Here is a 26,701-nt window from a genome sequence, read left to right as displayed (position 1 = left end):
CCGAACCGACTTCCAGTGAGGCGCGCAATGAGTCTGGTTCGCCGCCGGGCCTGGCAGGCGATGGTCCTGCTGGTGGCCGCGCTGGTGCTGAGCTCGTGCGGCTGGCGCGGGATCTCCAACGTGGCGATTCCGGGTGGCCCGGGCAGCGGCTCCGGCGCCATGACGATCTACGTGCAGGTGCCGGACACCCTGGCGATCAACGGCAACAGCAAGGTGATGGTCGCCGACGTCTTCGTCGGGTCGATCAAGTCCATCCAGTTGAAGAACTGGATCGCCACCCTGACGCTGGGTATCGACAAGAACACCAAGCTGCCCAAGAACGCCATCGCCAAGATCGGTCAGACCTCGCTGCTGGGCTCCCAGCACGTCGAGCTCGCCTCCCCGCCGAACCCGTCGCAAGAACTGCTCAAGAGCGGCGACACCATTCCGCTGAAGAATTCCTCCTCGTATCCCACCACCGAGCAGACCCTGGCCAGCCTCTCGCTGATCCTGCGCGGCGGTGGCATCCCCAACCTGGAGGTGCTGCAGAACGAGGTCTACAACATCTTCAACGGGCGGGGCGAGGCGATCCGGTCGTTCCTCGGCAAGCTGGACACCTTCACCGACCAGGTCAACCAGCAACGCGATGACATCACCCACGCGATCGACTCGACCAACCGGCTGCTCACCTACGTGGGTGCCCGGGCAGACGTCCTCGATCGGGTGCTCACCGACATCCCACCGCTGGTCAAGCATTTCGCCGACACCAAGAACCTGCTGATCAACGCCGTCGACTCGGTGGGACGACTCAGCCAGGCCGCCGACCAGTACCTGTCGGAAGCCCGCGGGCCGCTACACACCGACCTGCAGGCGCTGCAGTGTCCGCTCAAAGAGCTGGGCAAGGGCTCGCCGTATCTGATCGGCGCGCTGAAGCTGATCCTGACGCAGCCGTTTGACATCGACACCGTGCCGAAGATCTTCCGCGGCGACTACATCAACATTTCGCTGACGCTCGACGTGACCTACAGTTCCGTCGACAACGCGTTCCTCACCGGCACCGGATTGTCGGGGGCACTGCGGGCGCTCGAGCAGTCGTTCGGGCGTGACCCCGAGACGATGATCCCCGACGTCCGCTACACGCCGAACCCGAATGACGCGCCCGGTGGGCCACTGGTGGAAAGGGGGGACAGGAATTGCTGACTCCTTTCATCAGACGCCAGTTGATCGCGTTCGGAATCCTGACGGTCATCTCGCTGCTCGTGCTCGGGGTGTACTACCTGCAGATCCCGAGCCTGGTGGGCATCGGCCGATACACGCTGAAGGCCGACCTGCCCGCGTCGGGCGGCCTGTATCCGACGGCGAACGTCACGTATCGCGGCATCACGATCGGCAAGGTCACCGACGTCGAGCCGACCGAGCGGGGCGCCAAAGCGACGATGAGCATCGACAGCCGCTACAAGATCCCGACCGACGCGACGGCCAACGTGCACTCGGTGTCGGCCGTCGGTGAGCAGTACCTGGATCTGGAATCGGCCGGGAACCCGGGCAAGTTCTTGTCGGACGGTCAGACGATCACGAAGGGCACTGTGCCCGCCGAGATCGGGCCGGCGTTGGACACGGCCAACCGCGGGCTCGCCGTGCTGCCCAAGGACAAGATTGCCCAATTGCTCGACGAGACGGCGCAATCCGTGGGTGGATTGGGTCCCGCCCTGCAGCGGCTGGTGGACTCCACGCAGGCGATCGTCGGCGATTTCAAGACCAACATCACCGACGTGAACGACATCATTCAAAACTCGGGCGGGGTGCTGGACAGCCAGGTCAAGTCGGGCGATGCCATCGAACGCTGGGCGCGCAACCTGAACAAATTGGGCGCGCAGTCCGCGCAGGAAGACCAGCACCTGAAAAGCGTGCTGCGCCAGGCGGCGCCGACGGCCGATCAGGTCAACGAGGTGTTCAACGACGTGCGGGATTCGCTGCCCCAGACGCTGGCGAACCTCGAGGTGGTGTTCGACCTGCTCAAGCGTTACCACACCGGCCTGGAACAGGTCCTGGTGTTCCTGCCTCAGGGCGCGTCGATCGCCCAGACGGTGGCCGCGCCGTTCCCCAACATGGCGGCACTGGACCTGGCGTTGTCGATCAACCAGCCGCCCCCGTGTCTGACCGGCTTCATCCCGGCATCGGAGTGGCGGTCGCCGGCTGACACCAGCCTGCAGCCGTTGCCGTCGGGCACCTACTGCAAGATTCCGATGGACACCCCGGCCAACAGCGTGCGCGGTTCGCGCAACATCCCGTGTACGGACATCGAGGGCAAGCGGGCGGCTACCCCCCGGGAATGCCGCGACCCCCACCCGTACGTCCCGGCCGGGACCAACCCCTGGTATGGCGACCCCAACCAGATCGTGACCTGCCCGGCCCCCGCGGCGCGCTGTGACCAGCCGGTGAAACCGGGTCAGGTGATCCCGGCGCCGTCGATCGACACCGGCCTGAACCCGGCGCCCTCGGACCGGGTGTCGGGGACGCCCCCGCCGACCAGCGACCCCTTGTCGCGGCCGGGGTCGGGTACCGTGCAGTGCAACGGCCAGCAGCCCAACCCGTGTGTCTATACCCCCGGTGGACCTCCCGTGGCGGTCTATAGTCCCCAAAGCGGTCAACTGGTAGGGCCAGACGGAGTTAAATACTCCGTCGAAAACTCGGCCAGAACAGGAGACGACGGATGGAAGGAGATGCTGGCGCCAGCCGGCTGAACCCCCCACCCATGCCGAAGTTACGTCGTCTGCGCAGGCGGCGTCCGAGGAGCCAGGACCCGGCGATCGCCGCCGAGCAGACCAATCCCGACGTGACGATTGAGGATTCGGCCGAACCCGAGGACGCCACCGAAGCGACCAGCGCCGACGGGACGGGCTCGATCGACGAAGCGGCGACGGCGGACGAGCCGTCGGCCGACGAGGCGCCCGCGGCGGAACCCGAGGCTGCGACCGAGGAGACCGGTCCCGCGGCCGCCGCCGAGGAGCCGCCGGAACCCGAAGCCGAGCTCGGGGCGGCAGCCGTACGGCGCGAGTCGCGGTTGGGCCGCGGCTGGTTGGCAGGCATCTCGGCGGTGCTCGTGCTCTGTGCCGCGGGCGTCGGCGCCGGTGGATACTTCGCGTTGCGTTACCACCACGAAAGCCAGGTGATAGCCCGCAACGATGCCGCGGCGCTCAAGGCGGCCGTCGATTGCGTTTCGGCGACCCAGGCGCCCGACACCAACGCGATGGCGGCGAGTGAGCAGAAGATCATCGACTGCGGCACCGACGCCTTCCGATCCCAAGCGCTGCTCTACACCAGCATGCTCGTTCAGGCGTATCAGGCCGCCAACGTTCACGTCCAGGTGTCGGACATGCGTGCGGCCGTCGAACGCAACAACCCCGATGGTTCGGTCGAGGTGCTCGTCGCGGTCCGCGTCAAGGTCGCCAACGATCAGACCCAGAACGAAACCGGGTACCGGCTGCGCGTGAAGATGGCGCAGGCGGAAGGGCAGTACAAGATAGCGAAGCTCGACCAGGTGACGAAGTGACGGTGGTGGTCGAGAAGCCACCGGCCACGGCCGTCCAGGAGTCCCCGCGGAAGGCGTTGGCGCCCTGGCATATTCGCGCCGGCGCGCTCGCCGTCGACGTCCTGCCCGGTACCGCGGTGGTGGCGACGATGGCGCTGGCCGGTTTCACCGTGCCGCCCGGCGGCGTGTGGTGGTGGCTGTGCATCGCGGTCATCGGGGTCGTCGTCCTGCTCGTGTTGGTGAACCGGCTGCTGCTGCCGACAGTCACCGGCTGGAGCGTGGGGCGGGCGCTGTTCGGCATCGCGGTGGTGCGGCGCAACGGCGAACCCATCGGACCGTGGGGGCTGCTGCTGCGGGACCTGGCGCACCTGCTCGACACCGTATCGGTGGTGGGATGGCTTTGGCCGCTGTGGGATTCGGGGCGCCGCACCTTCGCCGACATGCTGCTGCGCACCGAAGCGCGGCGCCGGGAATCGGAGGAGCCGGCGTTCGACGTTCGGCGGTGGACGACGGTGGTGGTGCTGGGCGCGGCGGGACTTTGCCTCGCGGGTGCGGTGATGAGCTATGCGGCGGTGTTCTCCCGGGATCGGGCCACCGACCAAACGCGGGCACAGCTCGACACGCAGGGCCCGAAGATCGTCGCGCAGATGCTGACCTACGACCCGAAATCGTTGCACGACGATTTCAATCGCGCCCTGTCGTTGGCGACCGACAAATACCGGAAGCAGCTGTCCGACCAGCAGGACATGGTGCAGAAGGGCAACCCGGTCATCAACGAGTACTGGGTGACCGACCACGCGATCCAGTCCGCGTCGCCCGATCGGGCGACGATGCTGATGTTCATGCAGGGGCGGCGCGGCGCGGCGCCCGATGAACGCTACATCTCCGCCACCGTTCGGGTGACTTTCGTCAAAGACGGCGGCGGCCATTGGCTCGTCGACGATCTCACGGTGCTCACCAAGCCCAAACCGCCCGGGAGTGGAAAATGAGCCCCCGCCGCAAGTTTCAGCCGGGCGAGGAGCCGCTGCTGGTCGCGCACCCGGTGCCGCCGGGGCGACCGTGGGGTCTGCCGCTGGCCACCGCCCTCGCCGCGCTCGTCATGACGGTCGCGATCACGGTGTGCACCCTGATGCTCATCAACCATCAAAGCCGAGAGCGCGCCGCGTCGAAGAATCGCGAGGTGCTCAGCTACGTGACCGGCTTCATGACGCAGTTCACCTCCATCGATCCCTTCCATGCGAACGACTACGTGATGCGGGTACTCGCCCAGGCGACCGGCGACTTCGCCAAGGAGTACCGCGACAAGGCGAACGAGATCTTGCTGCAGGTGGCCCGGGCCGAACCGGCCACCGGCACCGTCCTGGACGCGGGGGTGGAGCGATGGAACGACGACGGCAGCGCCACCGTCATCGTGGCCACCTCGGTCAGCTCGAAATCGCCGGACGGTAAACAAGTTTGGGAAAACGCCAATCGGTGGACGGCGACCACCACGCAGGAAGGAAGCCAGTGGAAGATCAGCAACCTGCAGCAGGTGATCTAGCCGCCGACGGGAGCGCCGCCGCAGAGGAGGCGGCGACCGAGGAGCGCGCCGAGTCGGTGGATGCCGACAAAGACTCCTCTGCCGCAGCGGAATCCACGACCGACGACGCCGAAGCCGAGCCGGCCGAGACGCAGCCCGCCGGTCGCAAACGGCGCAAATGGCTGGCCGGTAAGCGGCTGGCCATCACCGTCGTCGTGGCCGCCTTGCTGTTCGTCGGGTCGGCGGCCTTCGCCGGCGCGGCGGTGCAGCCGTATCTGAGCGATCGGGCCGCCGCGGCGACGAAACTCAAAGTGGCGCGAACGGCGGCCGACGCGATCACCACCCTGTGGACGTACACGCCGGAGAACATGGACACCCTCGCCGACCGCGCGTCTCGCTACCTCAGTGGGGATTTCGAGGCGCAGTACCGTAAGTTCGTCGACGCCATCGTGGCCCCCAACAAGCAGGCCAAGATCACCAACCACACCGATGTGACCGGCGCGGCGGTCGAGACGATCGACGACGCCAATGCGGCTGTCATCGTGTACACCAACACCACGTCCACCAGCCCGCTGACCAAGAACGTGCCGTCGCTGAAGTACCTGTCCTACCGGCTGTTCCTGAAGCGCGTGAAGAGCCGCTGGCTGGTGACCAGGATGACCACGATCACGTCGCTGGATTTGACGCCGCACGTCTAACGCGGTCTGCTACGACCCATGGCTGTTACCTCGCCGGTGTCGGAGCGATCGACCGTCGCGGCGTTGTTGCTGTTGACCTTCGCCACCGGCCTGGCGGACTCGATCAGTATCCTGGTGCTCGGCCACGTGTTCGTCGCCAACATGACGGGAAACGTTATCTTCCTGGGTTTTTGGCTGGCGCCCAGGACGAGCATCGACCTGACGGCGGTCGTGGTGGCGCTGCCCACCTTCGTGTGCACCACGATCCTCAGCGGCCGGATTTCCCGGCTTTTCGCCGACCGGACGCGGCAATGGATCACCACCGTATTGTCAATGGAGATAACCCTTTTGCTGGTCCTGGCGATCCTGGCCGGCACCGGGATCCTGCGATATCACGACAACACCAAGCTGATCATGATCGGCATCCTCGCGGTCACGTTCGGTCTGCAGCACTCGAGCGCCCGCCAGTTCGGCATCCAGGAACTGTCCACCACGGTGCTGACGTCGACGATCGTCAGCCTCGGTCTGGACAGCCGCCTGGCCGGCGGCACGGGCGATCGGCAAACGTTGCGTCTCGGCGTCGTGTTGACGATGTGTGCCGGTGCGTTCCTAGGGGCGACGATGTCACGATTCGTCGTCGCGCCGGTGTTCGCCGTCACGGCGGCGGTGGTGGCGGCCAGCCTCTTGATATTCCGCTTCGGCCGGGCTAGTTGAAGGCCAGCCAGCTGGGCAGCGCCCGCTCGTGCGAATCGCAGAGCACCTGCCGGGTGTCGCAGGAGCCCCGCGGCGAGCCCGCACCGGCCCACATGCCGCCGGTGTCGCGGCGCAACACGATGGCCGACGACCCGCCCCCGTCGAGCAGCACGGCGTTGTCGCTGCCCAGCCCGCGGAACAGGTCTTGCATGTTGTCCGGCGTGTAGCTGCCGCCCTCGAAGACGTACATCTCGTCCTTCTGCCGCGAGTACGCCAAAGCCGTTCGCGCGGCGCTCGGTCCGCCGTCGCGCAGCTGCCCGGTCTCGCCGGGCGCCAATAGCCCGATGCCGGATACCGCCACGAACCGCTCGTTCTTGTTCAGGAGATCCTGGACCACCGGAGTCGCGGAATCGTAGTCGCTCTTGGTTTTGGGCCACACCACGTACGGCGCACCGCCGGACGGCAGGATCATCGTCGTCAGGGCGCTCCAGTTTTCGCCACCGCCGGACAGGCCCTGCTTGCCGGGGTAGGCGAGGGTGCCGGTGACGGCCTGGTTGGCCCGGCCCTGCCCGTGGGTGTTGTCCACGAAGGCGCCCAGCGGTGAGCTGCAGCCGGTCTGGCGCCACGAGCCGGCCTTCTGCCCGCGCACGTCGAAGAAGTTCGCGTTGATCGCGATCGTCGGTTGACCCATCCGCTGCCACGCCTGCAGTGGCGCATAGAGTTCCGATGCCTGCCAGAGCCCCTCTCCGGTGCGGGCCCCGGGATTGTTCTCGCAGCGGGCCTGATCGCCCTGATGGGTGTCGACCAGCAGGTGGGGCGAGAGCCGTCCCGCCGCGTTCTTGATGATCATCAGGTGGCCGCCGTTGTTCATCTCATACCAACTGCCGCCGGCGTTGAGCATCGGTGCGGGATGGCCGGGGCCGAAGTTATAGACCAGGTAGGAACCCTTGGTGGTGTTGATGGCGTTCGCCAGCAGATCGCGGCCGTCGGCGGCGTGCGCGACCGGCAGTCCCGTGCACGCCAGGGCGACCCACGCGACCGCGGCGGTGCAGCCGGAAAGCAGCCGGCGCAAGCCCGCGCGTCGGGTCAGCACGATCGCCCTTTCCGCCGTGATCTCGATGCAACATCAACATCATCAGTCACATCCGTAACACTGTCAATCTAAGTAACGGGCGGATGACGCTTGGGCAGCGTTCGAATTACGTTTCCCCGCTTGAGCTTTCGCGCTCAGTGGCGATCGTCCGCTCGTGCTTGCCCTGGCGCGCCTGGTGTTGGGCCTGGTGCTCCATGGCGATCGCCGTCTCGACCGCCCCGGGGATCCGGTGATACCCCTTGCGGTCGTACAGGTGGGTGATGACGCCGCCGAGCAGCAGGCCGATCGCGAGGCCGATCGCGGTCATGATCAACGCCTGCGATATCCCGGTATCCGCACGGCCCTTGAAGTACAGCAGCGACCGAGCGCCCAGGAAAACCTGATGCATGGGCTCGAATTCGGCCAGCCAGCGGAAGAAGGGCGGCGTCGCCTCCAGCGGGACCGTGGCGCCGGCCGACGGCAACCCGAGGATCACGAAGATCAGCATGCTGACCAGCAGGCCGCCCGTGCCCAGCACCGAGAGCAGCGAGCTGGAGGTGATGCCCACCGCGGCGATCGCGAACACCCCGTACGCCCAGAGCTGCCAGCCGAGATCGATGGGCATTCCGAGCCCGTGGGCGATGGCCACGTAAACGGCCGAGGTGAGCAGCCCCAGCAGCAGCATGATGGCCCACTTGAGCAGCAGGGTCTGGAAGCGCGAAATTCTGACCTGCTCGGCGAAGCGATACACCGGGCCGAATTCGGCTGGTACGTAACCGAGTAACGCATCGACGAGGGTGCTGACCACGATGCTGCCGGTGAACCCCGCGAGCAGCAGCAAGAGCGCGTAATAGAAGGCCGACAGCCCGTTGCCGGTGCCGTTGGGCAGCGGGTTGTACACAGTCGACTCGATCTCGATCGGAGTGGAAAGGCCCTCTTCGGCGGCTCCGGCGAGCGGGGCGCCGCCCGTCTGCGCCTTGACCTGAGCCAGAAGTCGTTCGCCCACTTCGCCATTGGCCACGCCCATCGCCATGTTCAGGGTCTGGCCGGCGATGCTGGCGCCGAGAGTGCCGGCCCGCGGATTGGTCGAAATCGTGATCACGGGCCGTTCCGCAGGACCGGGAAGCAGCGCACTCGTCCCCAGGTCCCGCAGCTTCGACGAGAAGCTCGGCGGTATCAGCACCGAACCGTATACGTGACCCGTCTCCAGTTGATGCCTGGCCGTGTCACGGGGGAGCACGCGGACGTCGAACTTGTTCTTGTCCAGGCCGTTCACCAAGCGCCCGGTCAACTCCGCGCCCCCCGGCCCGGCATCCTCGTTCACCACGGCGATGGGGAAGTGCCGCAGGTTGGTCATCGGGTTCAAGATGCCGCCCAGGTACAGCGCGCACAACGCCGACATCAGGGCCAGCGTGATGACCAGCGGCGCCGCCCAGAAGCGTACGGTCCGGACCGCCTTGATGTTCCGGTTGGGGTTCGGCGCCGCGTGTTGCGATCGCGTTTGAGACATGCCGGCTCCTGTCTGTCACGCCCACTCTATGGGCTCAGTCGCCGAGCTTCGCGTGCATCTCCCAGACCAATAGCTCCGATGGCTCGTTCGCCGTCACTCGCCGGCCGGCATCGTCGGCGAACCGAACGGCGTCACCCTCCTGCAGGTCGCCCACGCCTTCGCAGGTGAGTGCGCCCCGGGCCGTGTATAGGTGCAGGTAGGGCGCTTTGGGAAGGGTCACCTGGTCGCCCGTCCGCAACCGCCCGGCGTGCAGCGCGGCATTGCGGTTGTGCAGGGCGATCGCACCGCCTTGCCCCGGGATGCCGGAGGCGATCGTCACGAGTGTGCCGTCCAACAGCTTCGCGTCGATCTCGTGCTGTTGATAGCCCGGGGCGATGCCGGCCTCGTCGGGCACCACCCACATCTGAACGAAATGCACTGGCTCCGTGGACGATTTGTTCTTCTCCGAATGCAGGATTCCACTGCCCGCCGACATGCGCTGGGCCAGACCAGGATAGATGACGCCGCGGTTGCCGATGGAGTCCTGATGTGCCAGTTCACCCCGCAAGACCCAGGTCACGATCTCCATGTCCCGGTGCGGATGCGTGTCGAATCCGGTTCCGGGCGCGACGATGTCGTCGTTGTTCACCAGGAGTAGTCCGTGGTGCGTGTTGTCCGGGTCGTAGTGGTCGCCGAACGAGAACGAGTGCCGGGAGGTCAGCCAGGGCGTGGTGGTGACGGCCCGCGCATCCGCGCGACGAACTTCCGCGTGGGCTGCCATGCCGTCAGCCTAATCGGCGGCGCGGTCAGGCCACCGTCGCGGTGAGCAGTCCTTGGGCATGCCGGAGGGCGGCGTCGAGCTCGGGCAGGGTCAGCTTGGCGGGGCGGCCCAAGTGGATCTCGATCTGGTACTCGGGCTGGGCGTCCGGCCCGAAAATCGGCAGGACCACGAATTCAGCTGCCCCCAAGTCGCTTTCGAGGGTGTCGGTGACCGATTGCAGCGTCACCATCGTCATCAGGGTGGTGAGCTGACGGGTGACCCGGGCCGTCGGCTCCAGGGACGCGAGCACGTCCGCCAGCCGGTTGTGCAGCGACTGATGGGTGTCGTCGAAGCGCCACGCGCCGTAGCCACGCGCGCGGATAGCGGCGAGCACCCGCTGGTGTTCCGTGATTTCAGACCGGGTCAGCCGCGGTAGCACTCGTTGCAGCCAGGCGTTGACCAACTCCTCCTCGCGCCAGGCCATCGCCACCAGGCCGAACGGCGGGTCGATGGGGAAGCGCTGGCCGACGGCCTGTCCGCCGTCGGTGCCATGGCCGACCGCGTCGACGGTGGTCAGGTGGCGGCCGCCGATTCTCGACATCGAGCAGCCCGCGCGGAGCGTCTCGTGCAGGAATCGCAGCGCCGCGCGGCCGCGGTCCAGCAACGGAAACTGCTCGCGCAGGCCGTGCACCAGCCCGAACAGGCCGCTGCCGAGCACATACCGCCGATCTTCGCGACGGGCCACCCAGGCTCGCCCCTCCAGCTCGGCCAGCACCAGGGCGCAGGTGGAGGTGCTTATCGCGCAGCGCTTCGCCAGCTCGGCCGACGCCAGCCCGCGCGGGGAATCCGCAAGCGCGGCAAGCACATCCATCACGCGGACGGTGGGCGGCGATTTGGCGGTTGACGTACCGATGCACACCTCCCTACGATCCGTCCAAAATACAAGGATAACCGTCCTAATATTAGGAGATATTCCGTCATGATCAAGGTGGGAGTGTGGGGGCCGGGTTCCATGGGGGTGATCGCGCTGCGCGGCGTGATCGACCACCCGGAGTTGCAGCTTGTCGACCTTGTCGTGCACAGCGATGCCAAGGCGGGCCGCGACGCGGGCGAGCTGTGCGGGTCCGGGCCGGTCGGGGTGGTGGCCACCCAGGACCCGGCGGCGCTGCTCGCCGGCGAGGCCGACGCGGTGGTGTACGCCGCCGGCGCCAACCTGCGACCGCTGGACGCCGTCAAGGACATGGCCTCGATCCTGCGGGCCGGCAAGAACGTGGTGTCCTGTTCGGTGGTGCCGCTGGTCTTCCCCGACGGGGTTGACGCCGCATTCACCGACCCGCTGCGGCAGGCCGCGCACGACGGCGGTGCGTCGTTCTTCACCACCGGCATCGACTCCGGGTTCGCCAATGACGTTCTGCCGCTGGTGCTTACCGGGGTTTCGAGGTCGATCGATTCGGTGCGGGTGACGGAGATGTTCAACTACGCCACCTATCCGGACCGGGCGGCGGTGTACGAGATCCTCGGGTTCGGCAAGCCGCCGGAGTACCAGGCGTTTGCGGCCCAGCCCGGGATGTTCGCCTTCGGCTGGGGGCCCGTTCTGCACCAGCTCGCCGCCGGCCTGGGGGTCAAGATCGACAACATCGAGGAAGGCAACGAACGCATCCCCGCCACCGAGTCCTTCGACACGCCCACCGGCCACATCGCCGCCGGGACCATCGCGGCCATGCGCTCCACGTTGACCGGATACGTCGGCGGCAAGCCAACTTTCATCCTCGACCACGTGACCCGGATGCGTGACGACGTCGCGCCGGACTGGCCGCAGCCGAACATCTCGATCCCGCCGAAGGACCTCGGCTACGGGGCCGCCTCCGGTCGCGGCCTGTATCGGGTGGAGATCGAGGGATCCCCAAGCATGCGGTGCGAATTCGAGATGGCCGAAGACCACGACCATGACCTGGGTGCGCGCATCGCCGGCGCCTCGCGGATGGTCAACGCCATCCCCGCGGTGTGCGCGGCCCCACCCGGGCTGCTTTCGGCGCTGGACCTGCCGCTGATCACCGGGGCCGGCTTGGTCCGCCCGGTGGCGGGACCGCCGCCGGACAGCCGCCTGTTCTAGGGCCGGTCGCCCGGATAGGTGGCGGCGGCGAGTTCGAGGATCTCGGCCCGGTCCGCCGCCAGGATGAACCCGCTGCCGATCGACGCATCGAGGGCCGCGGTGAAGCGTTCCAGGTATTGCGTCATCCCCCCTGGGTAGAGGCGGCGCAACGTGTCGGCGTCGAAGAGTTCGCCGGAGCCGAAGAGCCCGGCCATGATGCCCTCGTCGCCACCGAGCCCGGAGGTTCGCGCGACCGGCACGTCCACCCACGGCGTTCTGACGCCGCCCTGCGCCAGGCCGTTGGCATCCGGAACGGGTTGCGGTCCATAGGCATCGTGCACCTGCATGGGCGCCGCGCTGGGCGCCGGCGCACCCGTGCCCACCCATGCGTCCAGTGCGGCGATCGCCGCCTGTGCCACGTAGTGGTGCTGCGGGGCAAAGTTGATGTTGTGCGAAAAGCGTTGTCCCAAGAGCACGTTGGTCGGTGCGTAGGCGGCGACGAGGTGCGTGAGCGGTGCCGAACCGCTGTCGATAGGCGCCACCTGGATGGTGTAGTTGTCGGCGTGCGCGGCGCCGGGAATCTCCCAGACCCGCAGCCATTGGTTCTCAGGCTGTCTGGCGAAGAAATAGCCCTCCCGTGCGCCACCGAAGAGATCGGTCTCGGTGATGATCGTCAGCAACGGCACCCGCAGGTCCGGGCGGAACGCGACCGCTTGGGGCGCACCGGTTTCGTCGAAGATGGAGGTTCCGTCGAGCGGTGCGGCGGGGCCGAACCTCGAATGGACGAAGAAGCCGTCGTACGTCGCGGCCAGTGGGTCGACCGCGTTGACGTAGGTGGTGAGAAACATCGCCGACTGCGACTCGCCCAACGCAATGACGTGCCGGGCCCGCAGATCACCCAAAACCCCTGTGCCGCTGGGCCTTTTGATCAGCCCGCCGATCTGAGAAAAGATGTCGTAGGAGAAGGCGTCACCCGGGTGGCGCAGGGGCGCATAGCGCGTCGGGTCCTGGCTCTTCAGCGACATGTCGACCCCGAGCAGACTCGCGCCACCGTCGATCCCGACACGCTGGGCCGAGACGGCGACGTACGCGTAGCCCGCGCGAATGATCTCCCGGTGCGCCATCATCCACACCGCGGGCGCGTCGATGCCGCCGCTCACGTTGAGCCATTCGACCAGCACCGTCCCGTTGAACCGTGCGGGATCCGCGGGTGTCAACACCACCATGCGGGTGGTGTAATCCGCTGTCGCGGAGGGTGTTACGCTCCACCGGCCGTCGGGCTCCAGAGCCGCCGCGGGGGCATACGAGGTGGCCGTCCCGGACACGAAGAACTCCTCGGCGCGGTAGCCAACGCCGGCGAGGTCGAAAGCGCCCAACAGCAGCAGGGGGCGCCCGGGTACGGGTGTGATGTCGAGCGGGCCGGTCATAGCGAATCGGGCAGCCCGAACTTCGCGAACAGCTTCTCGTCGAGGAACGCGACCACATGTGACACCCGGTCGCCGCGCACGTCCAGGACGTGCAACTGGAAGGGGACGTGCCGGTCCCCGGCCCGCATGTACATCGCGGCGCCGGGCTGGCCGTTGGCGACCAGCGGCAGGAGGCGCATGTCGCCGGGGGACTCGGCGGGGCATTGCTGATGAATGAGGGTGACGATGTCCCGCGCACCCTGGTACCAGCCGGTGTAGGGCGGCATCTCCCAGATCGCCTCGGCGGTGAACAACTCCACCAGGCGGTCGATGTCGTAGGTCTCGAAGGCGGCGATGTAGCGGTCCAACAGGTCCTGCGTCTCGGCCGAATCCGGCGGGGCCAACCGGTCGTCGGCGCTGGGTCCGACGGCGTCCAGCTGGGAGCGGGCCCGCTGCAGCAGGCTGTTGACGGCGGTCGTGGTGGTACCGATGGCCTCGGCCACCTCGGCGGCCTTCCACTGCAGCACGTCGCGCAGCAGCAGCACTGCTCGCTGCCGGGGTGAAAGGTGTTGCAGCGCGGCGACAAACGCCAACCGCACCGACTCGCGCGACCCGACGATGACCGACGGGTCGGCCGGGTCATTCGTCGGATCCGGAAGCGGCTCGAGCCAGGGCACCTCGCGGCGCTCCTGCAGCTCGGCGGTCGGGTCGGCGCTGGGCGCGCCCAGGCCGGTCGGCAAGGGCCGGCGTTGCCGGCCCTCCAGCGCGCTCAGGCAGGTGTTGGTGGCGATGCGATGCAGCCACGTCCGCACCGAGGACTTGCCTTCGAAGCTGTCGTAGGCCCGCCACGCCCGCAGCAGCGTTTCCTGAACCAGATCCTCCGCGTCGTGCAACGACCCGGTCATCCGGTAGCAGTGGGCGAGCAGCTCACGACGGTACGGTTCGGCATGCGCCGAGAAGTCCCCGTCGACCGTCGGGACGAATTCGGAGTCGGCGGTGTTTTGCGCGAGCAGCCCCACGATGGGAGAGCCTACGGCAGTGTCTGGCGCGGCGACCTGCGGCGGGAGCCATTACGCTGCCCGTAATGACTAGGACCGTGGTGAACCGCGACGAACGGAACTTCGACGGATTCGGCGGCGTGCGCATCGTCTACGACGTCTGGACACCCGACATCGCGCCGCGGGCGGTGGTCGTCCTGTCGCATGGTCTCGGCGAGTATGCCCGGCGTTACGATCACGTCGCTCAGCGCTTCGGTGCGGCGGGCCTGGTCACGTACGCGCTGGACCACCGCGGGCACGGCCGCTCGGGCGGCAAGCGGGTGCTGGTGCGGGACATCTCCGAGTACACCGCGGACTTCGACAGCCTGGTCCGGATCGCCACCCGCGAGCATCCCGGGCTCGAGTGCATCGTGCTCGGGCACAGCATGGGCGGCGCCATCGTGTTCGCCTACGGCGTCGAACGCCCCGACAATTACGACCTGATGGTGCTGTCCGGGCCGGCGGTGGCGGCGCAGGATCAGGTCTCGCCGCTGATGGTGCTGGCCGCCCGGGTACTCGGCGCCCTGGTGCCCGGCCTGCCGGTGCAGGAGCTCGACGTCGACGCCATCTCCCGGGATCCCGCGGTGGTGAAGGCATACAAGAACGATCCACTGGTGTACCACGGCAAGGTCCCGGCCGGCATCGGTCGGGCACTCCTGCAGGTCGGCGAGACGATGCCGGAACGCGCGCCGGCGCTGACCGCGCCGCTGCTGGTGGTGCACGGATCCGACGACCGTCTGATCGCCGTCGCCGGCAGCCGGCGACTGGTCGAGTGCGTGGGCTCCACCGACGTGCAATTGAAGGTTTACCCGGGGCTTTACCACGAGGTCTTCAACGAGCCGGAGCGCGACCAGGTGCTTGGCGACGTGGTCTCGTGGATCACCGCCCGGCTCTGAGCCGAATGTGTCGGATCGCTCCCGTAGTTTGGCGCATATGACGCGCGCCGGCGACGATGCAGAACGAAGTGATGCGGTGGGGGTGCCCCCGGCCGCGAAGCGGCGAGCGGGAGAGCGGCGCATATGACCGACGACAAAATGCTGGCCCGCATCGCCGCGCTGTTGCGTCAGGCCGAAGGCACCGACAACCCACACGAGGCGGACGCCTTCATGAGCGCCGCGCAGCGGTTGGCGACGGCGGCCTCGATCGACTTGGCGGTGGCGCGTTCGCACGCCGCCAATCGCTCGCCCGCCCAGGCGCCGACCCAGCGCACCATCACCATCGGAAACGCGGGCACCAAGGGGTTGCGGACGTATGTGCAGCTGTTCGTGTTGATCGCCCTGGCCAACGACGTGCGCTGTGATGTGGCATCGAATTCGACGTTCGTTTACGCCTACGGGTTCGCCGAGGACATCGACGCTACCCACGCGTTGTACGCCAGCCTGGTCGTCCAGATGGTGCGGGCGTCGGACGCCTACCTCGCGTCGGGCGCGCACCGGCCCACGCCGACCATCACCGCGCGGCTGAACTTCCAGCTGGCCTTCGGGGCGCGGGTGGGCCAGCGCTTGGCGGACGCGCGCGACGAGGCCCGGCGCGAGGCCACCAAGGACCGCAGGCGCCCACCGGGCACCGCTATTGCTCTGCGGGACAAGGATGTCGAGCTACATGACTACTACCGGAGCGCATCGAAGGCGCGCGGCACCTATCAGGTGAGCCGGGCGACGTCCGGTTATTCCTCGGCGGCGCGGCGCGCCGGCGACCGCGCCGGTCGGCGGGCGCGGCTGGGCAACAGCCCCGAACTGCCCGGAGCGCGCGCCCCGCTGGGCCGGTGAGCCCGGCGCGGTCCGGCAAGCGGGACTCCCAGCGAGCCAAGGTGTACGCGGCCGAGGAGTTCGTCCGGACGCTGTTCGATCGTGCCGCCGAACACGGGTCGCGCACCGTGGACTTCTTCGGCGCGCAGCTCACGCTGCCGCCGGAGGGACGATTCGGCTCGGTCTCCGCTGCCCAGCGCTATGTTGACCAGGTGCTTGCGTTGCCGGCGGTGCGCCGGCGGTGGCCCTCCGCCCCGCCGCTTCGGGTGCGTCCGCGACAGGCCGCCACCGCGGCCCACTACGAATTTCGTGATGGCGCAGGCATTATCGCGGTCCCCGACCGCGACACCGCCGACTGGGCGCTGCGCGAGCTGGTGGTGCTCCACGAAGTCGCGCACCACCTGTGCCAGGCCGAGCCGCCCCACGGCCCGGAGTTCGTCGCGACGTTCTGGGAGCTGGCGGAGCTGGTGATGGGGCCGGAACTCGGGCACGTGCTGCGCGTCGTGTACGCGAAAGAGGGTGTGCGGTGAGCTCGTTCGGCGGCGACGCGGATGCCCGGGCGCGCGAGGTCGAAGCCCGGATGACCGACGACGAGCGATTCGCGTTGCTGGTCGGGGTGATGGGTGCCGGTGAAATGTGGCCCGTTCGCGACGAGCGCATCCCGCCGGATGTTCCGATGAGCGCCGCCTACGTCCCCGGCGTTCCGCGGCTCGGCGTGCCGGCTTTGCTGATGAGCGATGCCGGGCTGGGTGTGACCAATCCGGGCTATCGCCCGGGCGACACGGCCACCGCGCTGCCCGCCGGGCTGGCGCTGGCCGCCGGCTTCGACCCGGCACTCGCCCGCGCCGCGGGTGAGGTGATCGGCCGGGAGGCCCGCAGCCGCGGGTTCAACGTGCAACTCGCCGGCGCCATGAACCTCGCGCGCGACCCGCGCAACGGACGCAACTTCGAATACCTTTCCGAGGACCCGCTTTTGACCGCGGCCATCGCCGCGGAGTCGATCGACGGCATCCAGCGGCAAGGTGTGATCTCGACCGTCAAGCACTTCTCGCTGAACTGCAACGAGACCAATCGGCACTTCTTGGACGCGGTCATCAACCCCGACGCGCATCGCGAATCCGACCTGCTGGCCTTCGAGATGGCCATCGAGCGCGCGCGGCCCGGTGCCGTGATGGCCGCCTACAACAAGGTCAACGGAACATACGCCGCCGCCAACCAAATCCTGATCAACGGGGTGCTGAAAGATGCCTGGGGATACCGGGGCTGGGTCATGTCCGACTGGGGGGCGACGCCGTCCTGGGAGTGCGCGCCGGCCGGGCTGGACCAAGAGTGCGGGGCGCAGATCGACGCGCTGCTGTGGCAGTCGGAGACATTCGGTGCGCCGCTGCGGGCCGCCCACGCCGACGGCAGGCTGACCCACGAACGCCTCTCGGACATGGTCCGGCGGATCCTGCGGTCGATGTTCGCGGTCGGCGTCGACCGGCCCGAAGCCGCGCCCGCGCCGGACATGGCCGCGCACAACGAGATCGCGTTGCGGATCGCCCGGCAGGGAATCGTGCTGTTGACCAACCGCGGGCTGCTCCCCCTGGCGCCGGCATCGACCGCCCGGATCGCCGTCATCGGCGGATATGCCCACGCCGGGGTGCCCGCCGGCTACGGGTCGAGCACCGTCGTCCCGCCGGGTGGTTACGCGGCCGTCATCCCGATCGGCGGCTCGGGGCTGGAGGCCGGGCTGCGCAAGCTGCACCTGCTGCCGTCCAGCCCGCTGGACGAGCTGCGAAAGCAATTCCCCAGCGCCGAAATCGAGTTCGACCCCGGCGCCAGTCCCGCCGAGGCCGTCTTCGCGGCGCGGCGCGCCGACATCGCCATCGTGTTCGCGATCCGCGCCGAAGGGGAGGGCTTCGACATCGCCGACCTGTCGCTGCCCTGGGGACAGGACGCGTTGATCTCCGCCGTGGCGGCCGCCAACCCCAACACCGTCGTGGTGCTCGAAACCGGCAACCCGGCGGACATGCCCTGGCGGGACTCGGTCCAGGCCATCGTGCAGGCCTGGTATCCGGGACAGTCCGGCGGCCGGGCCATCGCGGAAGTCCTTGCCGGCCAGGTCAATCCGTCGGGCCGGCTGCCGATCACCTTCCCGGTCGACCTGCGTCAGACGCCGCGCCCGGAGCTGCCCGGCCTTGGCCTGCCATGGGGGGAGCCGAGCACGGTCGACTACATGGAGGGATCGGATGTCGGCTACCGCTGGTTCGCCACCACCGGTGAGGCCCCGATGTTCGCCTTTGGTCATGGGTTGTCGTACACCGACTTTGCATACCGCGATCTGGCGGTAACCGGAGGGGACACGGTGACCGCAAGCTTCAGCGTCGTCAACACCGGCGACCGCGCCGGCGCCGACGTCCCGCAGCTGTACCTGACCGCCGACCCGGACCGAGAATGCCTGCGGTTGCTGGGATTTGAACGGGTCGAGCTCGATCCGGGCGCCACCCGCCGCGTCACGATCGAGGCCGACCCGCGCCTGCTCGCCCGCTACGACGGCACCGTGGGACGCTGGCGCATCAGGGCGGGCGGCTATCTGGTCGCGGTCAGCGCGTCGGCGGTCGCGCCGCGGCTGGCGGCGGCGGTGCAGCTCGCCGGTCGTACGTTCGGGCGCTGATTCCCGGCCGCATCGAGTGTGCGTTCACGGCTTTGACTGTGCGCTCAGGGTTTGGTTTCCCCGGCGCGTCGCCGCCCTGGACGCACACTCGACGCGGGCCTCAGCGGATTAGTTGACCGGGGTCAGCTCGTCGCCACAGGTGCAGCGGTACGGCTCGCCCGAACCTGAGCAGTGGCAGGGAACCTCGATGCGAACGCGGCACCCGCAGCCCTCGTGGCCACAGGTCAGTTCGGTGCCTGCTTCGTAATTTGCCATTTCACTCACCCATTCCTTTGTCGTGGACTCCTACGGCTGTGATCGAACACATCGTCACTATATACCCCCCATGGGTATCCGGGGAAGGGGCGCGAGGAAGTTCCGGTGTTCAACGCACTCTGAAGCAATCTGCTGTATCTGAATGCGTCGTATCGGGTCTGAGCGTGAGAGTCCTCGGCCGTCGTCGATTGGCCGCTCGCGCAGGGCTGTCTGGTCCCGCGCAAGCCGCAGAGACGCCGGCGGCTTCCGGGCGTCGACGAAGTCACTTCAGCTTCGCCCAAATCGCAGCATGGTTTGACGCTTGATGTACCGGGGCGGTCGTGTCATAGATCGGCCATGGATCCTTGGCGCTCCTTGTGCACCTGCCACTACATCGGTGACGTGGGATGGGCGACACGCGTCATTCGGCGGTTACACTACAGCTCATGTCTCTAGCGATGAGCGGTCCCATCCGTTGGGTAAGAGAAGAGCTCCCGGCGTGCGCAACCGAGATATGTTGCAGTACAACGCCGTTGTGACATTAGGAACTCTCCCGAGAAGCCCTCGTACAAAACACAATAGGGATAGTCATGGCCAAGCAACCTATTGACGTGCCATTCCAGCCCATTCGGTACGAGCTCTATACGTCGATGGAGTTGATGGCCGGCTATGACATCACCAAACCCGACAGCATGGCTTCGACGCTGGACTTCCGCTCCTATCGCTATTTCATAGCCAACGGCGGTGCTGCACATACGGATCCCTACGCAGGCATGATCGAGGCGCTCCACGACAACTCGATAATGCAAGCCATGACACGACTACTCGAAGCCGTTGACAGGCCGACCGTCGCCATTATGGGCGGACATGACGCATCTCGGGACGCCCCGAACTATGCTCACGTAGTTGAGATTTCACGCCGGCTCACCAACAGCGGTTGCTTCGTTGCCAGTGGTGGCGGACCCGGCGCGATGGAGGCAACACATCTGGGAGCGTTGTTCGCACCTGCGAGTGACGACCAGGTTACGCACGCGCTGGAACAATTGCGGTCAGTTCCTGAGCTTCCCGCCAGCGCAAAAGTGGTCGGCGCCAGTGGTGAGATCGACATGGCCATCGTGCGCGAACTACACGCGTGGGCTAGGCCGGCATTCGAGCTCGCTGAAGCGCAAATCGGCAACGGCGGGCAGAGCCTGGCGGTACCAACCTGGTACTACGGAAACGAGCCGATCACTCCGTTCGCGACATCGGTTGCCAAGTACTTTCAGAACAGCATTCGCGAGGACGTACTCCTGTCGCTGGCCGCCAACGGCATCATCTACACACCAGGAACGGCGGGCACCCTGCAGGAAGTCTTTCAGGATGCGCGGCAGAATTACTATCTGACCCATCCAGAGCAGTTCGCCCCGATGGTCTTCTTCGGTGAGGATTATTGGACGAATGTCCTGCCGGTTCGTCCCGTCCTGCAAGCCTTATTCGTCAACAAGATGGGAATGTCGTTGAGCGATTTCGACCGGTTGGTCGCGATCGTCGACACGGTGGACGACGCCGTCGACACGCTGTTGGGACACGCACCGTCGAAAGCCAAGACGGCCCATCGCATGGAGGCGCTGGGATTCGGGCCAATGATGACCTTGGCACGCCAACCCAGATAAGGCAGGAGCGATCGACGGTGCGAGGGTGCGCTCGGGCTAGCGTTGGCTGATGATTGAGAAACCGACCCCGCAAGACGTCGACGCTTTTCTGGACAACACCGTGGTTGGCGACGATCCGGCCCTGAGCGCGGCGGTGGAAGCCAGCGACGCCGCCGGGCTACCGCAGATCGCCGTGTCGGCCCAGCAGGGCAAGTTTCTGAGCCTGTTGGCCGGGGCTATCCAGGCACACCGCATCCTCGAGCTCGGCACGCTGGGCGGCTTCAGCACCATCTGGCTGGCCCGCGGTGCCGGCCCGCAGGGCCGGGTGGTGACGCTGGAATACGAGCCCAGGCACGCCGAGGTCGCACGGGCCAACCTGGAGCGGGCGGGGCTCGCCGACCGGGTGGAGGTGATCGTGGGCGCCGCGCTGGACACGCTGCCGACATTGAACGGTGACCCGTTCGATCTGGTGTTCATCGACGCCGACAAAGAGAACTATGTCGCGTACCTTCAGTGGGCTGTCCGGCTAACCCGTCCCGGCGGACTCATCGTGGCGGACAACGTCGTTCGAGAAGGGCAGGTCCTGGAACCGCAGGACAACGCCCAGGCGCGGGCCGTGCGCGAGACGTTGGAGCTGATGGGTGAGCACCCGCGACTCGACACGGCGGTGATCCAAACGGTGGGAGCCAAGCGCTGGGATGGCTTCGCGCTCGCGTTGGTGCGCTAGCGTCGATCAGCGCGGGCTGAGGTCGGCGACCGCCTGGGCGGCGGAGGTGAGTTCGCCGATGCGCAGCGCGGTTTCACCGGCGTACAGCGCCGCCCGGTCCACCCACGCATCGGGCATCTCCGCGAGCGGTGCGAGCGGCGTGAACAGCGGGCGGCCCGCCGACTGCAGGCGCATCAATGCGCCGGCGTCGAAGTAGCCCAGCGCGGCCATCGAGCGGCTCGCCGCGTTGATGGACGCCGGCAAAGTCTTCGCCCAGCCGTCGTCGCGGCACCAGCGCCGCGTCGCGGCGTTGGGCACGACGCGATGCCGCAGCGGCCAGCTCAGGCCGAACAAGTTCGTTTCGATCGTCTTGTCCGCCTGGGCTACTCGCCGCTGATACTCCCGGTTGGCGTTGGCCTCGTGCGTCATCAGGAATCGCGTTCCGGCGACAACGCCGCTGGCGCCCGCCGCCAGGGCGGCCCGGCTGTCGGCGCCGGTGGCGATACCGCCCGCGAGAAACACCGGGCGAGTGCCGGCCGCGGCCAGCGCCTGCGGCAGGAACTGCAGTGCCGGCATGGTGCCGACGAGGTGGCCACCGGCCTCGCGGCCCTGGGCGATCAAACCGTCGGCGCCCCAACCGATAGCGGCGCCTGCCTGTGCCGCGGTACCGACCATCACGAAGACGAAGATGCCGGCATCGCGAAGGTGCTGCACGAGTCCCCGCTTTTCACCGAACGCCAGCACGACGGCGTCAACACCGGCATCGACGCAGACCGCGACGTGCGAGCGATGCACGAAGGGCATCAACAAGTTCACCGCGATAGCGCGGCCCGGCGCCCCCTGGCGCACCTGATCGATGGCCGCCCGGAGCTGGCGCGGGGTGGCCAGGCCCAGGGTGCCGAGGCCGCCCGCCTGGGCGACCGCGGCCACCAGCGCCCCGCCCGCCAGGCCACCGCCCATGCCCGCCTGCGCGACCGGAACATCCAGGCGCAGCCGGTCCACGATGTCCATGTCCTACGACGCTACGCGGGCGGTCAATCCCGCTTATGGCGGGCTTGATTTCGTTGCTGGCGCACCGCGATCGAGCGTAATCTTGACGGCAGATGGATGGGTGCAGACAGCCCACAGTGCTTGTCACACAACGGGCTTGCTGCATAACAGAAAGGTCACAAAATGAGTACAGTCCATTCATCAATCGATCACCACCCGGATTTGTTGGCTCTGCGCGCGAGCTATGACCGCGTCGCCGAGTCGATGAGTGCGCACGTCACCTTCGGACTGGCGTTGCTGACCGGCCTGTACGTGGCCGCGTCACCGTGGATGGTGGGTTTCAGCGCGACGGGATCGCTCGCCACGTCCAACCTGGTTGCCGGAATCGCGGCGGCGTTCTTGGCGTACGGGTTCGCCACGGCGCTCGACCGAGCCCACGGCATGACTTGGACGATGCCGGTGCTCGGCGTGTGGGCCATCGTCTCGCTGTGGATTCTGCCGGACGTCGCGCTTACCGCCGGCATGATGTGGTCGAACATCGTTGCCGGTGCGTTGCTGACGCTGCTGGGCCTCAACGCCACGTACTTCGGCAGGCGCACGCGCGAGGCGGCGACCCGCGCATAATTCCAAACCCGTTGAGCGAAGCGGCGATCGGACCTAACCGCAGACCGCGCCGATCGCCGCGGAGCTCACCAGCTTGACGTACTTGGCCAGTACGCCGGTCTGGTAGCGCGGTGGGGGAGGGGTGAAACCCTCTCGCCGGGAATCGAATTCGGCCGGATCGACGAGGACGTCGAGGACCTGGTTGGCAACGTCCAGGCGGATCGGATCGCCGTCGCGCAGGAAGGCGATGGGCCCGGCGTCGACCGCCTCGGGGGCGATGTGGCCCACGCACAGGCCGGTCGTCCCGCCGGAGAAGCGACCGTCGGTCAGCAGCAGCACGTCCTTACCCAGTCCGGCGCCCTTGATCGCGCCGGTGATCGCGAGCATTTCCCGCATCCCGGGCCCACCCTTGGGGCCCTCGTAGCGGATCACCACGGCGTCGCCCTTGGTGATCGTCCCGTCCTCGAGGGCGTCCAGCGCGGCGCGCTCGCCGTCGAAAACCCTTGCCGTGCCCTCGAACACCTGCGAGTCGAAACCGGCCGACTTGACCACCGCGCCCTCGGGCGCCAGCGACCCGCGCAGGATCGTGATGCCGCCGGTCGGATGGATGGGATTGTCCAGGGCCCGCAGCACCTTGCCGTCCGGGTCGGGCGGGTCGATCGCGGCCAGGTTCTCGGCAAGGGTCCGGCCCGTCACCGTCAGGCAGTCCCCATGCAGCAGACCGGCGTCCAGCAGCGCCTTCATCGCCACCGGCACACCGCCGATCTGGTCGACGTGCGACATGACGTGGCGGCCGAACGGTTTGACGTCGGCCAGGTGCGGAACCTTGGAACCGATCCGGCTGAAGTCGTCGAGCGACAGCTCGACGTCGGCCTCGTGCGCGATCGCCAGCAGGTGCAGCACGGCGTTGGTCGACCCGCCGAATGCCATCACCACCGCGATGGCGTTTTCGAAGGCCTCCTTGGTGAGGATGTCGCGGGCGGTGATGCCGCGACGCAACAACTCCACGACGGCCTGGCCGCTGCGGCGCGCGAACCCGTCGCGGCGGTAATCGGTGGCCGGCGGCGCCGCGCTGCCGGGCAGCGACATGCCGAGGGCCTCCGCGGCGCTGGCCATCGTGTTGGCGGTGTACATGCCGCCGCACGCGCCCTCGCTGGGACAGATCGCGCGCTCGATCGCATCGACGTCCTCCCGGGACATCAAGCCGCGGGCGCACGCGCCCACGGCCTCGAACGCGTCGATGATGGTGACCTCGCGTTCCGTGCCGTCGGACAGCTTCGCTCGTCCGGGCAGGATGGAGCCCGCATACAGGAACACCGCCGCCAGATCCAGGCGCGCGGCGGCCATCAGCATCCCGGGCAGCGACTTGTCGCAGCCGGCCAGGAGCACCGACCCGTCGAGGCGCTCGGCCTGCATCACGGTCTCGACGCTGTCCGCGATCACCTCGCGCGACACCAGCGAGAAGTGCATCCCCTCGTGGCCCATCGAGATGCCGTCGGAAACCGAGATCGTCCCGAACTCGAGCGGATAGCCGCCGGCCGCGAACACGCCTTCCTTGACCGCCTTGGCGAGCCGGTCAAGCGAGAGGTTGCACGGGGTGATCTCGTTCCACGACGACGCCACCCCGATCTGCGGCTTGGCGAAGTCCTCGTCACCCATGCCGACCGCCCGCAGCATGCCGCGGGCGGCGGCCTTCTCCAGGCCGTCGGTTACGTCACGACTGCGCGGTTTGATGTCGGTGACTCCAGTCGCATCGCGTGTTGTGGCCATCCTGCAAGTATGCGTGAACTGGCCGGACGGCAAATCCGCGGGTCATACCCGGGCGGGGTATAAAGTGGGTTCGTGGCGCCGACGGGCGCGAAGTGGCAGAGGTGAGGCAGGCGATGACGAACGCGCACGGATATTCGCAGCAGAAGGACAACTACGCCAAGCGGCTGCGGCGCATCGAGGGTCAGGTGCGAGGCATCGCCCGGATGATCGAGGAAGACAAGTACTGCATCGACGTCCTCACCCAGATCAGCGCCGTGAACAGCGCGCTGCGTTCCGTCGCACTGAACCTGCTTGACGAGCACCTCAACCACTGCGTCACCCGGGCCGTGGCCGAGGGCGGCGACGATGCGGATCACAAGCTCGCCGAAGCCTCCGCCGCCATCGCGCGCCTGGTTCGTTCCTGATTGGTGATCGAGTTGAGACCCGAACTCCGGCCCTGACAAGGGGGGAGCCGTAGTTGCGGTCCGTACGCTAAGGCAGTGTGATCGCATTAGGCGCGACAACCCAGGACCTGGGTAGCCCGGCCGATACCGACGCCATGACTGCCGAACCCAATGCTGCCGCGCGAACGTGGACCCCACGGATCGCCGCCCAACTCGTTGTGCTGGCCGCGGCGGCGTTCATCTATGTCACTGCCGAAATCCTGCCCGTCGGCGCGTTGCCGGCCATCGCCCGCAACCTGCACGTCAGCCTGGTGCTGGTGGGCACCCTGCTGTCGTGGTACGCCCTGGTGGCGGCCCTGACGACGATCCCGCTGGTGCGCTGGACCGCGCACCTGCCGCGGCGCCGGGTGCTGGTGCTCAGCCTGACCTGCCTGACCGTCTCCCAGGTGATCTCCGCGCTGGCGCCCACCTTCGCGGTGCTGGCCGCCGGTCGCGTGCTCTGCGCCGTCACCCACGGCCTGCTCTGGTCGGTCATCGCGCCGATCGCGACCCGGCTGGTGCCGCCCAGCCACGCCGGCCGCGCGACGATGTCGATCTACATCGGGACCAGCCTCGCGCTGGTCGTCGGGAGCCCGCTGACCGCGGCCATGAGCCTGATGTGGGGTTGGCGCCTGGCGGTCGTGTGCGTGACCGTGGCCGCCGCCATCGTCACGGTGGCCGCCCGAGTGATGCTGCCGGAGATGGTGCTGACCGCGGACCAGCTCAAGTGCGTGGGGCCCCGGGCCCGCCACCACCGCAACCGCCGGCTGATCATCGTCAGCATCATCACCATGGTCGGCGTGACCGGGCATTTCGTCTCGTACACCTACATCGTGGAGATCATCCGCGAAGTTGTCGGCGTGCGCGGGCCCAACCTCGCGTGGGTGCTGGCCGCCTATGGCGCCGCCGGGGTGGTCGCCGTGGGCCTGGTGGCGCGGCCGCTCGACCGGCGGCCCAAAGGGGCGATCATCGGCTGCATGACCGGCTTGACGGCCGCGTTCGTCGTGCTGACCGCGCTGGCGCTGGGCGGGCGGCCCGCCGCGGCGGCAGCCCTGATCGGGACCGCCGCGATCGTGCTCTGGGGGGCGATGGCGACCGCCGTGTCGCCGATGATGCAGTCCGCGGCGATGCGCAGTGGGGCCGACGATCCCGACGGGGCGTCGGGCCTGTACGTGACGGCGTTTCAGGTGGGCATCATGGCGGGCGCGCTGGCCGGCGGCCTGCTGTACGAGCGCAGCATTGTCCTGATGCTGGTCGCCTCGGCCGGTTTGATGGCCGCCGCGCTGGTCGGTGCGGCGGCCAACCGCCACGCACTCGACGTTGCGCCGACAAGCTCACGCGATTCATAGCTGGCCAGCTCAACGGCGCAAATGCGGTCGGAACGGGGCGCCGGGGCACCCCGGAATACGTTAGCTGGAGTGCGCCCTATGCCACACTGTGTCAGGAACTCGAGCGTGGAGGGATGCATATGTCGGGCTGGACGCGAGGGAGGCTTTGGGCCGCCCTGAACGCAGCCGGATTGGCTTCGGTCATGGGTTTGGCACTGGTCTTGAGCGCCGCTCCGGCGCTGGCGGATCCGGACCCGGCCCCCGGTGATCCGGGCGTGGTGGCGGGCCCCCCCCCCCCCCCCCCCCCCCCCCCCCCCCCCCTGGCCCCCCCCCCCCCCCCCCCCCGGCCCCGGCCCC

Annotated in this window: 25 protein-coding genes and 1 pseudogene; 17 read left to right on the top strand and 9 right to left on the bottom strand. The window is 67.9% G+C overall.

The window, feature by feature from the left end; genetic code table 11:
* The first annotated feature begins 27 nt into the window (after positions 1–27).
* The 7 genes from A5773_RS15755 to A5773_RS15725 are packed head-to-tail and all read left to right on the top strand — an operon-like array spanning position 28 to position 6,421.
* Positions 28–1,179, top strand: a complete 1,152-nt coding sequence (locus A5773_RS15755) for a virulence factor Mce family protein (protein WP_066951872.1) — start codon at positions 28–30, stop codon at positions 1,177–1,179.
* On the top strand, positions 1,173–2,723 hold the full coding sequence (locus tag A5773_RS15750) for a virulence factor Mce family protein (RefSeq protein ID WP_066951869.1): 1,551 nt from the start codon (positions 1,173–1,175) through the stop codon (positions 2,721–2,723). The genes A5773_RS15755 and A5773_RS15750 overlap by 7 nt, the downstream gene beginning before the upstream one ends.
* The gene (locus A5773_RS15745; RefSeq protein ID WP_066951866.1) at positions 2,693–3,532 is read left to right on the top strand and encodes an Mce protein; all 840 of its coding nucleotides are present in this window, start codon (positions 2,693–2,695) and stop codon (positions 3,530–3,532) included. The genes A5773_RS15750 and A5773_RS15745 overlap by 31 nt, the downstream gene beginning before the upstream one ends.
* A complete protein-coding gene (locus A5773_RS15740; RefSeq protein WP_067791516.1) occupies positions 3,529–4,500 on the top strand; it encodes an RDD family protein in 972 nt (323 codons plus the stop codon). Before A5773_RS15745 ends, A5773_RS15740 begins: the two co-directional genes overlap by 4 nt.
* Positions 4,497–5,051, top strand: coding sequence for a mammalian cell entry protein (locus tag A5773_RS15735; protein WP_066951860.1), 555 nt, complete (start codon positions 4,497–4,499; stop codon positions 5,049–5,051). Before A5773_RS15740 ends, A5773_RS15735 begins: the two co-directional genes overlap by 4 nt.
* Complete coding sequence (locus A5773_RS15730) at positions 5,018–5,728, top strand: mammalian cell entry protein (protein ID WP_066951858.1); 711 nt, start codon at positions 5,018–5,020, stop codon at positions 5,726–5,728. The genes A5773_RS15735 and A5773_RS15730 overlap by 34 nt, the downstream gene beginning before the upstream one ends.
* 18 nt (positions 5,729–5,746) lie before the next feature.
* The gene (locus A5773_RS15725; RefSeq protein WP_066951856.1) at positions 5,747–6,421 is read left to right on the top strand and encodes a YoaK family protein; all 675 of its coding nucleotides are present in this window, start codon (positions 5,747–5,749) and stop codon (positions 6,419–6,421) included.
* On the opposite strand, the gene A5773_RS15720 is transcribed toward A5773_RS15725, so the two are convergent.
* The 4 genes from A5773_RS15720 to A5773_RS15705 all read right to left on the bottom strand — a co-directional run bounded on the left by A5773_RS15720 (position 6,414) and on the right by A5773_RS15705 (position 10,592).
* The gene (locus A5773_RS15720) at positions 6,414–7,520 is read right to left on the bottom strand and encodes a phosphodiester glycosidase family protein (protein ID WP_156744853.1); all 1,107 of its coding nucleotides are present in this window, start codon (positions 7,518–7,520) and stop codon (positions 6,414–6,416) included. The genes A5773_RS15725 and A5773_RS15720 overlap by 8 nt on opposite strands.
* A gap of 79 nt (positions 7,521–7,599) precedes the next feature.
* Positions 7,600–8,982 carry a YhgE/Pip domain-containing protein gene (locus A5773_RS15715; RefSeq protein WP_067791512.1) on the bottom strand — a complete coding sequence of 461 codons (1,383 nt, stop codon included), beginning with the start codon at positions 8,980–8,982 and terminating at the stop codon, positions 7,600–7,602.
* 34 nt (positions 8,983–9,016) lie between these two features.
* Complete coding sequence (locus A5773_RS15710) at positions 9,017–9,742, bottom strand: pirin-like bicupin family protein (protein ID WP_066951848.1); 726 nt, start codon at positions 9,740–9,742, stop codon at positions 9,017–9,019.
* Between the two features lie 25 nt (positions 9,743–9,767).
* On the bottom strand, positions 9,768–10,592 hold the full coding sequence (locus A5773_RS15705; RefSeq protein WP_067791597.1) for a MarR family transcriptional regulator: 825 nt from the start codon (positions 10,590–10,592) through the stop codon (positions 9,768–9,770).
* Between the two features lie 108 nt (positions 10,593–10,700).
* On the opposite strand from A5773_RS15705, the gene A5773_RS15700 reads away from it, so the two are divergent.
* On the top strand, positions 10,701–11,834 hold the full coding sequence (locus A5773_RS15700; RefSeq protein WP_082948259.1) for a dihydrodipicolinate reductase: 1,134 nt from the start codon (positions 10,701–10,703) through the stop codon (positions 11,832–11,834).
* On the opposite strand, the gene A5773_RS15695 is transcribed toward A5773_RS15700, so the two are convergent.
* Both A5773_RS15695 and A5773_RS15690 read right to left on the bottom strand, forming a co-directional pair.
* Entirely contained in the window at positions 11,831–13,240 is a 1,410-nt protein-coding gene (locus A5773_RS15695; protein ID WP_067791510.1) for an alpha/beta hydrolase domain-containing protein, read from the bottom strand. The genes A5773_RS15700 and A5773_RS15695 overlap by 4 nt on opposite strands.
* Positions 13,237–14,365 (bottom strand): annotated as a pseudogene (locus tag A5773_RS15690) (sigma-70 family RNA polymerase sigma factor). Before A5773_RS15690 ends, A5773_RS15695 begins: the two are co-directional and overlap by 4 nt.
* Here A5773_RS15690 and A5773_RS15685 point away from each other — a divergent pair.
* From A5773_RS15685 to A5773_RS15670, 4 genes are all read left to right on the top strand, one after another.
* Positions 14,304–15,152, top strand: coding sequence for an alpha/beta hydrolase (locus tag A5773_RS15685; RefSeq protein ID WP_156664352.1), 849 nt, complete (start codon positions 14,304–14,306; stop codon positions 15,150–15,152). The pseudogene A5773_RS15690 and the gene A5773_RS15685 sit on opposite strands and share 62 nt — an antisense overlap.
* A 123-nt stretch (positions 15,153–15,275) precedes the next feature.
* Positions 15,276–16,025, top strand: coding sequence for a DUF2786 domain-containing protein (locus A5773_RS15680; protein ID WP_067791506.1), 750 nt, complete (start codon positions 15,276–15,278; stop codon positions 16,023–16,025).
* Positions 16,022–16,534 carry a TIGR04338 family metallohydrolase gene (locus A5773_RS15675; RefSeq protein WP_066951841.1) on the top strand — a complete coding sequence of 171 codons (513 nt, stop codon included), beginning with the start codon at positions 16,022–16,024 and terminating at the stop codon, positions 16,532–16,534. The genes A5773_RS15680 and A5773_RS15675 overlap by 4 nt, the downstream gene beginning before the upstream one ends.
* Positions 16,535–16,584: 50 nt before the next feature.
* Positions 16,585–18,660, top strand: a complete 2,076-nt coding sequence (locus A5773_RS15670; RefSeq protein WP_067791593.1) for a beta-glucosidase — start codon at positions 16,585–16,587, stop codon at positions 18,658–18,660.
* 108 nt (positions 18,661–18,768) lie between these two features.
* Here A5773_RS15670 and A5773_RS25660 read toward each other — a convergent pair whose 3' ends face one another.
* Complete coding sequence (locus tag A5773_RS25660; RefSeq protein ID WP_082948264.1) at positions 18,769–18,915, bottom strand: metallothionein; 147 nt, start codon at positions 18,913–18,915, stop codon at positions 18,769–18,771.
* Positions 18,916–19,484: 569 nt separating this feature from the next.
* Between A5773_RS25660 and A5773_RS15665 the strand changes: the two genes are divergently transcribed.
* Together A5773_RS15665 and A5773_RS15660 are read left to right on the top strand one after the other, a co-directional pair.
* A complete protein-coding gene (locus A5773_RS15665) occupies positions 19,485–20,546 on the top strand; it encodes an LOG family protein (RefSeq protein WP_067791503.1) in 1,062 nt (353 codons plus the stop codon).
* 49 nt (positions 20,547–20,595) lie between these two features.
* Positions 20,596–21,252 (top strand): O-methyltransferase, encoded by a 657-nt coding sequence (locus tag A5773_RS15660; RefSeq protein ID WP_066951838.1) that lies wholly within the window; start codon positions 20,596–20,598, stop codon positions 21,250–21,252.
* A 6-nt stretch (positions 21,253–21,258) separates the two neighbouring features.
* Here A5773_RS15660 and A5773_RS15655 read toward each other — a convergent pair whose 3' ends face one another.
* A complete protein-coding gene (locus tag A5773_RS15655) occupies positions 21,259–22,242 on the bottom strand; it encodes a nitronate monooxygenase family protein (protein WP_067791501.1) in 984 nt (327 codons plus the stop codon).
* A gap of 162 nt (positions 22,243–22,404) precedes the next feature.
* On the opposite strand from A5773_RS15655, the gene A5773_RS15650 reads away from it, so the two are divergent.
* The gene (locus A5773_RS15650) at positions 22,405–22,845 is read left to right on the top strand and encodes an SPW repeat protein (RefSeq protein ID WP_066951833.1); all 441 of its coding nucleotides are present in this window, start codon (positions 22,405–22,407) and stop codon (positions 22,843–22,845) included.
* 33 nt (positions 22,846–22,878) lie between these two features.
* Here A5773_RS15650 and ilvD read toward each other — a convergent pair whose 3' ends face one another.
* Entirely contained in the window at positions 22,879–24,594 is a 1,716-nt protein-coding gene (ilvD, locus tag A5773_RS15645) for a dihydroxy-acid dehydratase (protein WP_066951832.1), read from the bottom strand.
* Between the two features lie 113 nt (positions 24,595–24,707).
* Between ilvD and A5773_RS15640 the strand changes: the two genes are divergently transcribed.
* Together A5773_RS15640 and A5773_RS15635 are read left to right on the top strand one after the other, a co-directional pair.
* The gene (locus A5773_RS15640) at positions 24,708–24,998 is read left to right on the top strand and encodes a metal-sensitive transcriptional regulator (protein ID WP_066951830.1); all 291 of its coding nucleotides are present in this window, start codon (positions 24,708–24,710) and stop codon (positions 24,996–24,998) included.
* A gap of 134 nt (positions 24,999–25,132) precedes the next feature.
* Positions 25,133–26,365, top strand: a complete 1,233-nt coding sequence (locus tag A5773_RS15635; protein WP_066951828.1) for an MFS transporter — start codon at positions 25,133–25,135, stop codon at positions 26,363–26,365.
* The last annotated feature ends 336 nt before the right edge of the window (positions 26,366–26,701 follow it).

The sequence above is a fragment of the Mycobacterium sp. 852014-52450_SCH5900713 genome (assembly GCF_001667075.1).
Lineage (GTDB): Bacteria > Actinomycetota > Actinomycetes > Mycobacteriales > Mycobacteriaceae > Mycobacterium.
This window is presented reverse-complemented; position numbering and strand designations above follow the sequence as displayed.